The organism is Pseudomonas sp. NFACC46-3 (assembly GCF_900114515.1).
Taxonomy (GTDB): domain Bacteria; phylum Pseudomonadota; class Gammaproteobacteria; order Pseudomonadales; family Pseudomonadaceae; genus Aquipseudomonas; species Aquipseudomonas fluorescens_Q.
Window position 1 is genome coordinate 146,250 of record NZ_FOTH01000001.1, and the last position, 15,126, is coordinate 161,375.

Below are 15,126 nucleotides of genomic sequence, written 5' to 3' on the forward strand. Positions count from 1 at the left end.
CAACCAAGGTGTCGCCGTGAACGATGTCAAAGTGCAAGTCATAGTCAAATCGCCCCCTTCTGAAATCTGGAAGATCTGGAGCAATTTTGCAGAAGCGCCGTTATGGGATACCGACGTTCGCCAGTGTCAGCTCGACGGCCCTTTCCAGGCGGGGACACGCGGCAAATGTGTGCTCAAGAACGGCTTGAACATGCCACTGAAACTGGAAGCCGTGAGCCTGCACGAAAGCTATCGCAACAGTGCACGGCTGCTGTGGATCGACCTCGAATTCGATCATCAGATGCGCAGGCTTTCTCCCGACGAAACCCATGTCATCCATAGCGCGAAAATTTCCGGGCCGTTGAGTTTCCTGTACCGCGCACTGCTGCGCAAAGCGTTGACCGCAGCGATGACCACGGCACTGGACAACCTGTGCACGCTGGCTGAACAACGGGCCATCGCTACCCCAGGACACGAGAAAACCGCGACGCCTTTGCACCTCGTGTGAATGCCTCCCGGAGGCATGCGTGCAGAACGCGCCTTCCCGGACTCGCTTTGCTTACTTATCGATAACAGTACATTTCGGATCTAGCATGAACCTACAAAAAAACACCCAGTATCTGCTCATGGCAATCGTTGGCCTGGGGGCTATTGCCCCAGCACCGAGTTTCGCCGACAACCTCGGCCCCTACATCAGTGGCATGGGCGGCGTGAACTGGGTCTCCAAACAGGACCTGACCCAGAACAACAATGATTTCGTCGAGATGGAATACAACCAACCGCTGCACTCGGGCTACGCCACCGGGCTGGCACTGGGCTGGCGGTTCCCGGTCGGGCTACGGCCCGAGGTGGAACTGAGCTACCGCCGCAACACCCTGGACCAATTCAATAACCGGATCTACGAGGGCGGGAGCAGCATCGAGGGCAAAGGCGAAGAGGAAGCCAGCAGCCTCATGGCCAACCTCTGGTATGACATCCCGAACCTGCCTGCCCCCTTGAGCCGGTTCACACCCTATGTGGGCGGTGGCCTGGGCTACGCGGTGCTGACCATCAAGGGCCTGGAAGCCGGTGGCGTCGAGTTCGGCGGCACCCATCGTGACACCGTCTCGGCCTGGCAACTCGGCGCAGGCGTCGCTTACGAGCTGAGCGACCACTGGTCCATGTCCCTGGATTACCGCTACTTCAAGACCGGCGAAGCGAACTTCGGCCAAATCCAGGGCCTGCCCCCGGCTGACGTGGAAACCGAATACAACGCCCAGTCCTTGATGCTCGGCCTGCGGTACTGGCTGTAAGCGCTAGACGGATCGGCGCCTGGTTTTGGCCAGGCGTCAATCATCATCCCGACTAACGCAAAATGCCTGGCGCCTGCCGCCTTTCCGGCAAATCTTCTGGCCCGAAACACATCGTTCACCGAGCCCCATACTGCATCTTGATGACTTCACTGATTCTCTGCGCAACGCCGTTGGCCGGCGGCGTGACGGACCGGATCGACTGACCACGGTAAGGTCCGTCCGCAGGAAACCAATTCTGGACAACCACGACGTTTTTCGGCTGCGCAGCGGAAGCCGAACCGGTAGAGATTTCATTGGTGAACTTGCAGGTATCAAACGTACCGAGGGCCGTCTTGATCGTTTCGCGACCGTTATAAGTCAGCTTCTCGACGACATCGAACTCGATGGTCGCCCCGGCGCTCACGGCTTTGTTTTTGTAGCTGACGGTGACGGTCTGCCCGGGTTGCAGATCAATCGGTGTGGAGGCGGGAGGTTCGTAGGTGGTGGTCACCAACGATGCCCCGGCGCCATGGCGATCACCGTAACGAATCAGTCGACCGTCCTTGATCTCGGCGAAAGTGGTCGTCAGAAAGAACGGCGCGTTGTTCAAGTACGACGTGTGCACCGAAGCCACCGGATTGGCGTCGGCAAATGCCTCGCGCCCCAACGTCTCGGTTTTGCCGCGACTGATAGCCGATGACAGGTTGTCACGGCTTTCATACTCCACCACTGTCCCGGCCTGAAAGTCCACTTCGTTGGTACAAGCCGCAGAAGACGTTGCACTGGCGGTCGAGGCCGACGCATCGGCGCTAAAAGCCCCCCAGCCACTGACGGCAAAGGTCGAGGCGGTGACCGCCGTTGCCAGGCATTTGCGCCAAGCCGGATTGACGTTGGACTTTCTGGCAGGTGTGCTTTTCAAAAAACAGATCCTTGTCCCGATGTGCTCATTGCGATCGATCGAAAAACCGATAACGCTCATAGGTTATGGGACGACTGAAGAACGGCGCTATAGCGCAAGTGTGCTATAGGCTCTGACCTTGTCTGGTCCATTATTCAACCTTGAAACCCTATCGGAGGCTCGCATGACCGAATCACTGGAGCGTTTTATCCAGGCGCAAGCCTCTACCTATGACCATGCCTTGCTGGAACTGCGGCGTGGCCGCAAGGAAGGCCATTGGATGTGGTTCATCTTTCCGCAATTACGCGGCCTGGGCGTCAGTGAGAACGCCACCTACTATGGCCTGCGCGGCATCGACGAGGCGCGTGACTATTTGCAGCACCCGCTTCTGGGACCGCGACTCGAACGCGCGACTCGTGCCGTACTGGACTCGGGAGCCGCTTTGGAGAAACTCCTCGGGACCATCGATGCCATGAAGTTCGCCTCCTGCATGACGCTTTTTGCAGCGGCTGCGGGCGGGCAATCCGTGTATGCCCAGGCGTTGGAGGGTGGGCTGGTGGTCGACTCAAGGACACTGGATCTGCTCAAGGAGCAGGAGAGCAGGAATGTCTGATTACGAAACATGGACGCTGGCAGTACACGTGGCCCAATGGCGCTCCTGCGCGGATTAACGTTCTAGATCGACAACACAAAGCGGCCTCCGCCCTCGATTTCCTCGCCACCCGACAGCGCTTCAGGCACGAACCCGCACCGTTCAAGGACCTTCCTTGAGCCGACGTTGCGCTCATAGACATAAGCCACCAATTGCGTAAGCGCCCAATGCACCCGTGCCGCCTCGATCAGGTGTTGCAGGGCCTGCGTTGCCAACCCTTGCCCGCAAACGCGTTGATCAATGCGATAGCCCACCTCGGCGCTACCGGGTGGTGAGTGGATGCCTTTCAAATTCGCCCGCCCCACTATTCTCCCGCTGGAGTCTTCGATCACGAACGGGTGCCAGGCGCCGGCAGCACAATCGGCCAGATAGCTTTCAACGTGATCGGTGACGCCCGTCCATGAATAAAAGGCAGGGTCGCGTGCGTCGATCTGCGACTCGAACCATTCACGGTTGTGGATTTCGAAGGCCAGCAGCGCTTCAGCATCGGTACTCTTTAACTCACGAATCCTGAATGGTTTCACTGATTGCTTCTCCCTGAGCCTTGAAGCGTAATCGTAAGGTCGAAGGATCGTTCATGGCGAGGATTTCTGCTTGGACGGTCTTGCGTGGGGGCCGCTGCGCGCCCCAGCGGGAGCAAGCTCCCTCGCCACGGGGCTATTGGATGGCCCCTCTAAACGAAAAATGCCCCGTACCTTTCGATACGGAGCATTTCTTCAAGGCTTCCCGCGGATTGCCAGGTATTCACGCGACGGTGAGTATCCTGGTTCAATCGCCTGCAGAATTCAGAGAGATCCTGCAGTTCCGGCGGAACGGAACCTGCCTGGCGTCCTTCAGGCGTTTTGGTTCCAGGGACGGTCTCCATGCTCGTCCTTGATGCGCGTCGGCAAGCCCATCACATCCAACGCCTCGAGGAACGCCTCGGCAGGCAGCTCCTCGACGTTGACCATGCGCTGCACGTCCCACTCGCCACGGGCCACCAGCAAGGCTGCGGCCACGGGAGGCACACCTGCGGTATAGGAAATACCCTGGCTGTCGGTTTCGGCGTAGGCGTCCTCGTGGTCGGCCACGTTGTAGATGAACATCTCGCGCGGCTGGCCATCCTTGACGCCCTTGACCAGGTCGCCGATGCAGGTCTTGCCGGTGTAGCCCGGCGCCAGCGAACTCGGGTCAGGCAGCACGGCCTTGACCACTTTCAGCGGCACGACTTCCAGGCCTTCGGCGGTCTTGACCGGTTGCTCGGAGAGCAGGCCGAGGTTCCTCAGTACGGTGAACACGTTGATGTAGTGCTCGCCGAAGCTCATCCAGAAACGCACGTTGGGCACGTCGAGGTTCTTCGACAGCGAGTGCACTTCGTCGTGGCCGGTCAGGTACAGATTCTGCGAGCCTACGACCGGCAGGTCGTCGGTGCGCTTGACCTCGAACATGGTGTTGCTGGTCCACTGGCTGTCCTGCCAGCTCCACACCTGTCCGGTAAATTCGCGGAAATTGATTTCCGGGTCGAAATTGGTGGCGAAATATTTGCCATGGGAGCCGGCATTGACGTCGAGAATATCGATCGAATCAATGCGGTCGAAATGCTGTTGCTGCGCCAGTGCCGCATAGGCATTGACCACGCCCGGGTCGAAGCCCACGCCGAGAATGGCGGTGATGTTCTTTTCCTGGCACTCCTGGAGGTGGTTCCACTCGTAGTTGCCGTACCAGGGCGGCGTCTCGCAGACCTTGCCCGGTTCTTCGTGGATGGCGGTGTCCAGGTAGGCCACGCCGGTATCGATGCAGGCACGCAGCACCGACATGTTGAGAAAGGCAGAGCCGACGTTGATGACGATCTGCGACTCGGTTTCGCGAATCAGCGACTTGGTCGCTTCGACATCCAGAGCGTTCAGTGCAAAGGCCTTGATGTCGGCGGGTTGCTTGAGGCTACCCTTGGCCTTGACGCTGTCGATGATGGCCTGGCATTTGGAGATGTTGCGCGACGCGATAGCAATACGACCGAGTTCGTCGTTGTGCTGCGCGCACTTGTGGGCCACCACCTTGGCGACACCTCCTGCACCAATGATAAGTACGTTCTTCTTCAATTTCTTCATTTCTCCTTCCGCCAGCTCAAGACAGGCTGGACAGATAGTCGTCGTAAACAAACTCACGAACCACCTCGACGCTGCCGTCGAGCTGCTTCACTACGATGGACGGCATTTTCAGGCCGTTGAACCAGTTTTTCTTGACCATGGTGTAGCCCGCTGCGTCGATGAACGACAGCCGATCGCCGATGGACAGCGGACGATCGAATTGGTACTCGCCGAAAATGTCTCCGGCCAGGCATGACTTGCCGCACACCATGTAGGTGTGTTCGCCTTCGCTCGGCGCCAGCTTGGCGTCCAGGCGATAGATCAGCAGATCGAGCATGTGCGCCTCGATGGAGCTGTCCACCACGGCCAGGTGCTTGCCGTTGTAGAGCGTGTCGAGCACGGTAACTTCCAGCGACGCGCTCTGAGTGATCGCGGCCTCGCCCGGCTCCAGGTAGACCTGCACGCCATATTTCTGCGAGAAAGCCTTGAGCCGTGCGCAGAAGGCGTCCAGAGCGTAGCCCTCGCCAGTGAAGTGAATGCCGCCACCGAGGCTGACCCACTCGACCTTATGCAGCAAGTGACCAAAGCGCTCTTCGATAGTGCCCAGCATCTGGTCGAACAAACCGAAATCGCCGTTCTCGCAGTTGTTGTGGAACATGAAGCCGGAGATATGCTCGATGACTTGCTCGATTTTCACCGGATCCCATTCGCCCAAACGGCTGAAGGGGCGCGCCGGGTCGGCCAGCAGGTAATCGGAGCTGCTCACTTGCGGATTGACCCGCAGGCCGCGGACCTTGCCGGCCGACGCCTCGGTGTAGCGCTGCAACTGGCCGATGGAGTTGAAGATGATCTTGTCGCAGTTGGCGAGCATCTCCTCGATCTCATCGTCGGCCCAGGCGACGCTGTAGGCGTGGGTCTCGCCAGCGAACTTCTGCCGGCCGAGCTTGAGCTCATAGAGCGACGACGACGTGGTGCCGTCCATGTACTGCTGCATCAGGTCGAACACCGACCAGGTGGCGAAGCACTTGAGCGCCAGCAAGGCCTTGGCCCCGGACTGCTCACGCACATAGGCGATCTTCTGCATGTTCGCCAGCAGCTTTTGTTTGTCGATGAGGTAGTACGGCGTTTTGATCATTTTCGAGGCCTCCGGGCAAGGCGAGCCAAAAAAGGATGCGCATTGTGCCTTCACTGACTGCATATCGAAAGAGCGAAAAGCCCCGTTCACGCAATCATCCTGATCCAGGCCCACGCTTTGCGATCACCGGACGTACCGGCTGCCCAGGCGATGAAATGCTGGATGATCTGGTAAAGAAGGGGTCGCCGAAGAGGCGTCGATGCTCGAAATTGAGCCATCGCTGATAGACGGCAATGGGTAACAACCGTTCAGTGCTGATGCATCAGGCCATGCAGCACGCCGAACCTCAGGCCCGGCTCGGAAGCAATCATTTGCGAGATACCAAAGACCTTGAATGCCGCCAGCATGATCGCCAGGCCACCGGGCAGGATGCCCAGGCGATGGCTTTGCAAGCCGGCCAGGCTGAGCTGGTCGACATGGCCGACTTCCAGCAACCGCAGCGACAGACGCAACAATCCACCGTAGGTAATGCCGCCTTGCCCAACATCGTTGAAACCATTGGCCTTGAGCACTTTGGCCAACATCCGCGCCGTACCGGAAGAACCGATTGCCTGCTGCCAGCCCTGGGCGCGATAACCCGCCGCGACTTGTTCAAACTGTAGGACCGCCACCCGCTCAGCCTCCAACAGCGCCTGGGCGGTGATGCTTCCGCCCCGAAAGTAACGCGCACCAAAGGTGCCACTGCCGATGGCGATGCTTTCCGTCAGCAGCGGTTGAGCGCCCTGCCCCAGAATCAGTTCGGTCGAGCCACCGCCGATGTCCACCACCAGCCGCGTGCGCTCGACACCGGGCACGGTATGGGCAACACCGGCATACACCAGCCGGGCTTCTTCATGCCCGGACAGCACGTCGATCCGAAACCCCAGGTGCCGCTCGGCACTGGCCAGGAACAACTGGGCATTCGCCGCTTCGCGCACGGCACTGGTCGCCACCGCCCGCACCCTTGCGGCTTCAAAGCCACGCAGTTTCTTGCCAAATCGGGCGAGCGCCTGCCAGCCCCGATCCAGCGCCAGCTCGTCCAACGCCCCGGCCTGCAGGCCCTCGGCCAATCGGACCGGCTCACGCAGGGTTTTCACTTCCTGGATCACCAGGCGTCGATTGCGCTTGACCGACTGGCCGATCATCAAGCGGAAGGCGTTAGAGCCCAAGTCAATGGCCGCGAACAGGGGGGCGTCGCCTTTCATAGCGGTGTTCCTTGCTTCATCAGCCAGCAGGCACAGGCGCTGCCGGACTTCCCACGATGGTTTGCGAAGATCCTGCCATAGCTTCGATGACACCTGGATGACACACCTTGCACGTTGCCATGCAAGCAGACGCTTGTTGGGGAAACTCCGGGCGCCCCTTGCGCGGTCGAGCGCAATCGATAACCCCAATCTTGCCGACATCCCCTTGGGAAAAACGTTTTAGCCAGGGGAAAAAGCGTGAAGCACAGATGTCAGTCACCGCCATGTAACAAATTGCAACTAGCGTGGATGAAGCGGTGCGATTGCCGGCCATCGAACTGCCACAGCGGGACGACAAGAAGATGCTTGCGCAGTCCGAAGCCACCGACGCGTATCGTGCCCCGGGACTTTCACAGCCCGCCAGGGATGCCCGGCACCGAGCCTTACAACCCCACTGCTCACCGAATCGGATTTCATCATGACAAACCAGACCCTGGTCATGGACTCATCGAGTTCCATCGCCCCCAGTTCAAGACCGCAGCTCAACCGCAAACCGAGTGTAATCACCCTGGTGGTGTTTTTCGCCGTGCTGGGCTGCGGTTTGCTGTTTACCGCCTACAGCCTGATGCACGACATGAACGAACTGGGCACCGTGGTGACCACCTGGACACCGTTCCTGCTGTTGGGCGTGGCGCTGCTGATTGCCCTTGGCTTCGAATTCGTCAACGGTTTCCACGACACCGCCAACGCCGTGGCCACCGTCATTTATACCAACTCCATGGCGCCGAACTTCGCCGTGGCCTGGTCGGGCTTCTTCAACTTCCTCGGGGTGCTGCTCTCCAGCGGCGCCGTGGCCTTCGGCATCATCGCCCTGCTGCCGGTGGAACTGATCCTGCAAGTCGGTTCCTCTGCCGGCTTCGCCATGATCTTCGCCCTGCTGATCGCCGCCATCCTGTGGAACCTGGGCACCTGGTGGCTGGGCTTGCCGGCGTCGTCGTCCCACACGCTGATCGGCTCGATCATCGGCGTGGGCGTCGCCAATGCCCTGATGCACGGGCGTGACGGCACCAGCGGTGTGGACTGGGCCCAGGCGACCAAGATTGGCTATGCGTTGCTGCTGTCGCCGCTAGTGGGTTTCGGTTGCGCTGCCTTGCTGCTGCTGGCCCTGCGGGCCTTCGTCAAGAACCGCTCGCTGTACAAGGCCCCGGAAGGCAATACTCCGCCGCCCTGGTGGATACGCGGCATGCTGATCCTGACGTGCACCGGCGTGTCATTCGCCCACGGCTCCAACGACGGTCAGAAAGGCATGGGCCTGATCATGCTGATTCTGGTCGGCACCCTGCCGATGGCGTATGCGCTGAACCGCACCATGCCGGCCGACCAGGCACTGCAATTCGCCGCCGTGGCGCAAGTCACCCAGCAAGCCCTGGTCAAGCACTCGCCGCTGCCGGCCCCGGAAAATCCGCGAGCGATCCTTTCCACCTACGTGGGCAGCAAGGAGGCGACGCCGCAATTGGTTCCGGCCCTGGCTGCGATGACCGGCAGCATTGGCGCCGAGGTCAAGGGTTACGGCTCGCTGGCCAGGGTCCCCGCCGAAGCCGTGGGCAACGTGCGCAACGACATGTACCTGACCAGCGAAACCATTCGCCTGATGGACAAGAACAAGGTCGGCAACTTCGACGCCGACACCAGCGCCCAGCTGCAATTGTTCAAACAGCAGATCGACAATTCCACGCGGTTCATTCCACTGTGGGTGAAAATCGCCGTGGCCATCGCCCTCGGCCTGGGCACCATGGTCGGCTGGAAGCGCATTGTGGTGACGGTGGGTGAGAAAATCGGCAAGTCCCACCTGACCTACGCCCAAGGTGCCTCGGCCGAAACCGTCGCCATGCTGACCATCGGCGCCGCCGACATGTTCGGTTTGCCGGTGTCCACGACCCATGTGTTGTCCTCCGGCGTGGCCGGCACCATGGTCGCCAACGGCTCGGGCTTGCAGATGCGCACCATTCGCAACCTGGTGATGGCCTGGGTACTGACGCTGCCTGCTGCCATCCTCCTTTCCGGCAGCCTCTACTGGTTGTTCACCAAGCTGTTCTGACCTCTCATTCGCCGAGGCCTCACCCGACGAGGCCCCGGTTCTCCCGCCCGCCTCCCCCCTGTGGGAGCGAGCTTGCTCGCGATAGCGTCAACCCAGACAACCCAGAACCTGTGGCGAGGGAGCTTGCTCCCGCTCGGCTGCGCAGCAGTCGCAAAACCAGACAATGCGGTCTGCCTGTCAGCATGCTGGGGCCTGCTGCGCAGGCCAGCGGGAGCAAGCTCCCTCGCCACGGGGGAATGAGTGAGTTCAAGGCCAGAAACGGTTAATATCGCTCTCCTTCGTCTACCCTCACAGAGCGGCGTACCGCCATCCCCGTGGGCGTGATGCTTCACCATTCCTTGCCTTCATGTACCGGAGATCCTCCATGCTCAAGCGTTCCCTGGCATTGGCCGTCGGCGTTGCCCTGTCTTTTAGCAGCCTGCTGACCCAGGCCGCTGACACCTTGAAAGTCAGTGCGATTCCCGATGAGGCCCCGACCGAGCTGCTGCGCAAGTTCAAGCCGCTGGGTGCCTATCTGGAACAGCAAACCGGCATGAAAGTCGAGTTCGTACCCGTCAGCGACTACCCCGCCGTGGTCGAAGCGCTGGCCACCGACCGCATCGACATGGCCTGGCTGGGCGGCTTCACCTTCGTGCAGGCACGCCTGAAAACCGGCAATGCCATTCCCCTGGTACAGCGCGAACAGGACGCCCAGTTCACCAGTAAATTCATCACCGCCGATCCGGCCGTTAAATCCCTCGCCGACCTCAAGGGCAAGACCTTTGCCTTCGGTTCGGTGTCGTCGACGTCCGGTAGCCTCATGCCGCGCTATTTCATGCTCAAGGACGGCATCAAGCCTGAAAGCTACTTCAGTCGTGTGGGCTACTCGGGCGCCCATGACGCCACCGTCGCCTGGGTCCAGGCCGGCAAGGTGGACGCTGGCGTACTGAACGCCAGTGTCTGGGAAAAACTGGTCGCTGCCGGCAAGGTCGACACGACCAAGGTCAAGGTCTTCGCCACCACCCCTGCCTACTTCGACTACAACTGGACGGTGCGCGGTACCCTCGACCCAGCGTTGGCGGCCAAGATAAAGGCAGCCTTCCTGGCACTCGATCCGGCCAACCCGAAGGACAAGGAAATCCTCGATCTGCAGGCCGCCAGTCGCTTCATCGAAACCAAGCCTGAGAACTACAAGGGCATCGAGGAAGCCGCACGCGCCGCCGAACTGCTCAAATGACCCTGCAACTGACCCAGGTCAGCGTTACCCATGCCAACGGCGTCCAGGCGCTGCGGGGCATTGACCTGCACATCGGCGCCGGTGAGCAGGTCGCCATCATCGGCCCGTCCGGCGCGGGCAAGTCGAGCCTGCTCAACCTGCTGGCCACCGCCCTGCGCCCGGGTAACGGCGAGCTGCAGTTGCTCGGCGAACGCGCCTGGCAGCTGTCTGCCCGCCAGCGTCAACGCCTGCGCGCACGCATCGGCCTGATCCACCAATCGCCCCCGCTGCCGCCGCGCCAACGTGTGGTCACGGCAGTCCTGGCCGGAAAGCTCGGTCAGTGGAGCATCGGCAAAAGCCTGTTGAACCTGTTGCACCCGCTGGATATTCCAGGTGCCAGGGCGGCATTGGCCCAGTTGGACCTGGGCGACAAACTGTTCGCCCAATGCCAGCAGCTGTCCGGCGGCCAACTGCAACGCGTGGGCATTGCCCGGGTGTTGTACCAGGCACCGGAGGTGTTGCTGGCCGACGAACCGGTTTCGGCCATGGACCCGGTATTGGCCGAGCACACGCTTTCGGTGCTTTGCCGCCACGCCCGGGAACACAACGTCACCCTGGTCGCCAGCCTGCATGCGGTGGATCTGGCCTTGGCGCACTTTTCCCGGGTCATCGGCCTGCGGGACGGGCAGATCCTGTTCGACCTGCCAACCGAGGCGGTCGACCGTCCGTTGCTCGACACGCTTTACGCCAACGAACAACTGCAGTCTTCACCAACAACACCCCCCTCTTCCTTGAGCGTGCAGATCCCCCGATGCTGATACGCGATACCCGAGACCCCGCTACCCGCCCGCGCCTGCTGCTCACTCTGCTGGCCCTCGTCTTGCTGTGGCCGGGCATCCAGTTCAGCGAACTGGACCTTCGCGTGCTGGTGGCGGGGGACAGCCAGAGCGAAATGGGCCGGTTTTTAGCGGCCTTCTGGCCTCCAGCCCATGGCGACGAATTTGTCGAACTGCTGTGGCAAGCCACCTTGCAGACGCTGGCGATCGCCACGGCCGGCATGGCCTTGGCGCTGCTGTTGGCGGTGCCCGCGAGCCTGCTGGCCAGCCGCGCCTTGTCGCTGTCGGCGGCCTCCCGTGCCGGGCACCCGGGGTATTGGGGCCAACTGCTGCGCTGGCCTGTGCGCGGCCTGCTGATCTTCCTGCGCAGCGTCCCGGAAATCGTCTGGGCCTTGCTCTTCGTCCGTGCTGTCGGCCTCGGTCCCACGGCCGGCGTACTGGCGATCGCCATTACCTACAGCGGCATGCTGGGCAAGGTCTACGCGGAAATCTACGAGTCGGTCGACCAGCGTCCGGCCCATGCGCTCTTGCAATCTGGCAGCAGCCGGCTCGCCGCTTTCTGCTACGGGATCCTGCCCAATGTCGCGGCCGAACTGTTGTCGTACACGGTGTATCGCTGGGAATGCGCCATCCGCGCCTCGGTAGTGATGGGCTTCGTCGGTGCCGGAGGCCTGGGTCAGCAGATGGACCTGTCGCTGCGAATGTTCGCCGGCGGTGAAGTGGCCAGCCTGCTGCTGACGTTCCTGGTGCTGGTGCTGCTCGCCGATCAACTCAGCCGCCTGCTGCGCTGGAGGCTGGCATGAATCGCCTGATCAACGCGGTCATTGTCCTGGGCATCGGTGCGGCAGTCATTGCCTCGTTCGTCTACCTGGGCATCGACTTGGGCGAACTCGGCGACAGCGGCAACCTGCACCAGATGGGCGCTTATGCGCAGCGCTTTCTCAGCCCGGACCTGAGCCCGGGCCACCTGAAAGCCATCGGTCACGGCGCCTTGGAAACCCTGGCCATGTCCGCCCTCGGCACCCTGCTCGCGGCGGTGTTCGGCCTGCTATTGGCCTTGCCGGCGGCCGGGCGCTTCGGCTGGCCCCTGCAGAGTGCTTCGCGGCTGGTGCTCAATGCCTTGCGCGCGGTTCCGGAACTGGTGTGGGCGGCGCTGATGGTCCTGGCCGCCGGGCTCGGCCCCAATGCCGGCACCCTTGCCTTGGCCCTGCACACCACCGGCGTGCTCGGCCGGCTGTTCGCCGAAGCCCTGGAAAATACCCCTTCGGAACCTGCCGACGCCATCCGCCTGCAAGGTGGCAATGCGGTATTGGCGTTCTGCTACGGCACACTGCCCAACCTCTTGCCCCAGCTACTGGCGTATGTCCTGTACCGCTGGGAAAACAATATCCGCATGGCCAGCGTGCTCGGCTTCGTCGGTGCCGGGGGCCTGGGGCAAATGCTCTACGTCAGCCTCAGCCTGTTCCAGGAGGCCCAGGGCAGCACGGTGATCCTGGCGATGTTGCTGCTGGTTTTCGCGGTCGACACATTGAGCAGCTGGAGCCGTCAACGCTGGGTCAAGGCTTGAAGCCCTAGGCAAAACCAACACTTTCCGTGAAACCACACAACCTGTCGATCGTTCCCACTCCGCGTGGGAATGCAGCCATGGACGCTCTGCGTCCACTCAAAAGCCGAACGCGGAGCGTCCGAAGCGGCATTCCCACGCGGGAACGATCGAATCTCTGATAGCGGCTCGCTCCCACAGCGATTCGGCACTGCTCTACACCCTCTCCATCAGTGCCATCTGGGCAGCCGCGTCTCCCTGCAACAGCTCGATCACCCAGTCGATAAAGACCCGCACCCTGGGCGACAACTGTCGATGGGGCGGGTACACCGCTGAGATCGGCCACGACGGCACGCTGTAGTGGTCGAGCACTTGCACCAGCCGGCCTTCGGCCAATTGCCGTTGCACGTGATAACGCGGCACCTGAATCAAGCCGAATCCCGCTTCACAGGCGGTCACATAGGCGTCGGCATTGTTGACGTTCAAGTCACTGGGCAATTGCATTTCGCGCAGCCGCCCCGCCACCTCGAATTCAAACGGGAAAAACCGCCCATTGCCGGACGCAAAACCAATGGCCCGGTGCGCCGTCAAATCGTCCAACCGCCCGGGCGTGCCGGCGCGGGCCAGATAGCCAGGGCTGGCACACGTCAGTTGATGCAGGCGCACGATGGGGCGCGCCACCAGCGCCTGGTCGACGACATTGCCGGCGCGGATTGCACAATCCACGCCTTCGCGCTGCAGATGAACCTGGCGATCGTGGAAACCGATGTCCAACTGCAACGCCGGGTAGCGCCGGTAGAAATCCGGCAGGCGCGGCAGGATCCAGGTGCAACCAAAGGCAATGGGCATGTCCACCTTCAAGGTGCCGCGCGGCTGGCTCCGTTGCACCGACAGCGAACTTTCCAGGTCATCAAGGTCGTCCAGCAACTGGCCGCTGCGCTGGTAATACGCTTGCCCATCGAGCGTTGCGCGCACCTGGCGGGTGGTGCGTTGCAACAGTTGCACGCCCAGATGGGCTTCCAACTGCTGGATCAGCAGGCTGACGGTGGCCCGGGGCAGTCCAAGGTCATCGGCCGCCTTGCCGAAACCGCCCAGTTCAACGATGCGCCGGAACACCTGCATGGCCTGTAATCGGTCCAATCTCACGCCTCACTATTTAGATATCACGAATAGTTAAACCAATAATCGTGGATTTATCCAGGAAACCCCTTGATAGAGACTGCACAGGTCGTTCATTTCCAGGAGCTATCAACATGAAGACTCGCCAACTCGGCCATCACGGCCCTCACGTTTCCTCCCTCGGCCTGGGCTGCATGGGCATGTCGGATTTCTACACCACGGGCGTGGACGAGCGCGAAGCGATTGCCACGCTGCACCGCGCCGTGGAGTTGGGCGTGACGCTGTTCGACACCGCCGACATGTACGGGCCGCATACCAACGAAGAACTGCTCGGACGGGCCCTGCGTGGCAAGCGTGAAAACCTGTACCTGGCGAGCAAGTTCGGCCTGGTGCGCAGCAGCGATCCCCATGCCCGCGGCGTCAATGGTCGCCCCGACTACGTCCGGCAATCTGTCGATGGCAGCCTCAAGCGTCTCGATACCGATTACCTCGACCTCTACTACCAGCACCGCATCGATCCTGAAGTGCCCGTCGAAGAAACCATCGGCGCCATGGCCGAGCTGGTCAAGGCCGGCAAGGTCCGCCACATCGGGATCTCCGAAGCCAGTGCCGAGACCATCCAGCGAGCCCACGCCGTGCATCCCCTGGCAGCGGTACAAAGCGAATACTCGCTGTGGTCCCGTGAGCCCGAACACAATGGCGTGCTCGATACGTGCCGGCGCCTGGGCATTGCATTCGTCGCCTACAGCCCCTTGGGCCGGGGCTTTTTGACCGGCGAGCTGAAATCACCGGAGGATTTCGCCGCCGATGACTATCGCCGCTTCAACCCACGTTTCCTGGCCGACAACTTCAATCGCAACCTGGTGCTGGTAGAGCAGGTCAAGGCATTGGCCTTGGACAAGGGCATCAGCGCTGCGCAATTGGCCTTGGCCTGGGTATTGGCCCAGGGTGACCATGTCATCCCGATCCCGGGCACCAAGCAACGCAAGTACCTGGAAAGCAACGTGGCAGCGGCTTCGGTGGTGTTGAGCGCTGGTGAATTGGCCCGGCTGGATGGGATTTTCGCAGGCGAAGGTGCCGTGGCGGGCGACCGATACCAGGCGCACACAATGACGTTGTTGAACGGTTGATCCTTCGGCTGGGCTGGCGGTTTCGACAGACCGGATTCAAG

General features: G+C 61.4%; 15 protein-coding genes. 9 read left to right on the plus strand and 6 right to left on the minus strand.

The features are described from left to right. Nucleotides 1-16: 16 nt before the first annotated feature. Together BM300_RS00670 and BM300_RS00675 are read left to right on the plus strand one after the other, a co-directional pair. Nucleotides 17-487, plus strand: a complete 471-nt coding sequence (locus BM300_RS00670) for an SRPBCC family protein (protein ID WP_063321623.1) — start codon at nucleotides 17-19, stop codon at nucleotides 485-487. Between the two features lie 85 nt (nucleotides 488-572). Beyond that, nucleotides 573-1,271: an outer membrane protein gene (locus BM300_RS00675; protein ID WP_092221855.1), complete on the plus strand. Its 699-nt coding sequence runs from the start codon at nucleotides 573-575 to the stop codon at nucleotides 1,269-1,271. Between the two features lie 115 nt (nucleotides 1,272-1,386). Here the strand turns inward: BM300_RS00675 and BM300_RS00680 are convergent, their stop codons facing one another. Continuing rightward, entirely contained in the window at nucleotides 1,387-2,229 is an 843-nt protein-coding gene (locus tag BM300_RS00680) for a hypothetical protein (protein WP_092461647.1), read from the minus strand. A 103-nt stretch (nucleotides 2,230-2,332) separates the two neighbouring features. Here BM300_RS00680 and BM300_RS00685 point away from each other — a divergent pair, with 103 nt between their 5' ends. Beyond that, the gene (locus BM300_RS00685) at nucleotides 2,333-2,761 is read left to right on the plus strand and encodes a DUF1810 domain-containing protein (protein ID WP_063321631.1); all 429 of its coding nucleotides are present in this window, start codon (nucleotides 2,333-2,335) and stop codon (nucleotides 2,759-2,761) included. 62 nt (nucleotides 2,762-2,823) lie between these two features. On the opposite strand, the gene BM300_RS00690 is transcribed toward BM300_RS00685, so the two are convergent. The 4 genes from BM300_RS00690 to BM300_RS00705 all read right to left on the minus strand — a co-directional run bounded on the left by BM300_RS00690 (nucleotide 2,824) and on the right by BM300_RS00705 (nucleotide 7,185). Further along, entirely contained in the window at nucleotides 2,824-3,324 is a 501-nt protein-coding gene (locus BM300_RS00690) for a GNAT family N-acetyltransferase (RefSeq protein WP_092461649.1), read from the minus strand. A 309-nt stretch (nucleotides 3,325-3,633) separates the two neighbouring features. Beyond that, nucleotides 3,634-4,878: a saccharopine dehydrogenase family protein gene (locus tag BM300_RS00695; protein ID WP_063325102.1), complete on the minus strand. Its 1,245-nt coding sequence runs from the start codon at nucleotides 4,876-4,878 to the stop codon at nucleotides 3,634-3,636. Nucleotides 4,879-4,903: 25 nt separating this feature from the next. Beyond that, nucleotides 4,904-6,001: a carboxynorspermidine decarboxylase gene (locus BM300_RS00700; RefSeq protein ID WP_058545429.1), complete on the minus strand. Its 1,098-nt coding sequence runs from the start codon at nucleotides 5,999-6,001 to the stop codon at nucleotides 4,904-4,906. Nucleotides 6,002-6,249: 248 nt separating this feature from the next. Next, entirely contained in the window at nucleotides 6,250-7,185 is a 936-nt protein-coding gene (locus tag BM300_RS00705; protein ID WP_092221848.1) for a Ppx/GppA family phosphatase, read from the minus strand. A 457-nt stretch (nucleotides 7,186-7,642) separates the two neighbouring features. Between BM300_RS00705 and BM300_RS00710 the strand changes: the two genes are divergently transcribed. The 5 genes from BM300_RS00710 to phnE (BM300_RS00730) all read left to right on the plus strand — a co-directional run bounded on the left by BM300_RS00710 (nucleotide 7,643) and on the right by phnE (BM300_RS00730) (nucleotide 12,860). After that, complete coding sequence (locus tag BM300_RS00710; protein ID WP_063321634.1) at nucleotides 7,643-9,262, plus strand: inorganic phosphate transporter; 1,620 nt, start codon at nucleotides 7,643-7,645, stop codon at nucleotides 9,260-9,262. A gap of 364 nt (nucleotides 9,263-9,626) precedes the next feature. Next, on the plus strand, nucleotides 9,627-10,478 hold the full coding sequence (locus tag BM300_RS00715; protein ID WP_014339226.1) for a putative selenate ABC transporter substrate-binding protein: 852 nt from the start codon (nucleotides 9,627-9,629) through the stop codon (nucleotides 10,476-10,478). Further along, nucleotides 10,475-11,275 carry a phosphonate ABC transporter ATP-binding protein gene (locus BM300_RS00720; RefSeq protein WP_092461651.1) on the plus strand — a complete coding sequence of 267 codons (801 nt, stop codon included), beginning with the start codon at nucleotides 10,475-10,477 and terminating at the stop codon, nucleotides 11,273-11,275. The genes BM300_RS00715 and BM300_RS00720 overlap by 4 nt, the downstream gene beginning before the upstream one ends. Next, nucleotides 11,269-12,096, plus strand: coding sequence for a phosphonate ABC transporter, permease protein PhnE (phnE, locus tag BM300_RS00725; protein WP_092461653.1), 828 nt, complete (start codon nucleotides 11,269-11,271; stop codon nucleotides 12,094-12,096). Before BM300_RS00720 ends, phnE (BM300_RS00725) begins: the two co-directional genes overlap by 7 nt. After that, a complete protein-coding gene (phnE, locus tag BM300_RS00730) occupies nucleotides 12,093-12,860 on the plus strand; it encodes a phosphonate ABC transporter, permease protein PhnE (protein ID WP_092461655.1) in 768 nt (255 codons plus the stop codon). The genes phnE (BM300_RS00725) and phnE (BM300_RS00730) overlap by 4 nt, the downstream gene beginning before the upstream one ends. Before the next feature lie 192 nt (nucleotides 12,861-13,052). On the opposite strand, the gene BM300_RS00735 is transcribed toward phnE (BM300_RS00730), so the two are convergent. After that, nucleotides 13,053-13,976 carry a LysR family transcriptional regulator gene (locus tag BM300_RS00735; RefSeq protein WP_092461656.1) on the minus strand — a complete coding sequence of 308 codons (924 nt, stop codon included), beginning with the start codon at nucleotides 13,974-13,976 and terminating at the stop codon, nucleotides 13,053-13,055. A gap of 113 nt (nucleotides 13,977-14,089) precedes the next feature. Here BM300_RS00735 and BM300_RS00740 point away from each other — a divergent pair, with 113 nt between their 5' ends. Then, complete coding sequence (locus BM300_RS00740; protein ID WP_092461658.1) at nucleotides 14,090-15,085, plus strand: aldo/keto reductase; 996 nt, start codon at nucleotides 14,090-14,092, stop codon at nucleotides 15,083-15,085. The last annotated feature ends 41 nt before the right edge of the window (nucleotides 15,086-15,126 follow it).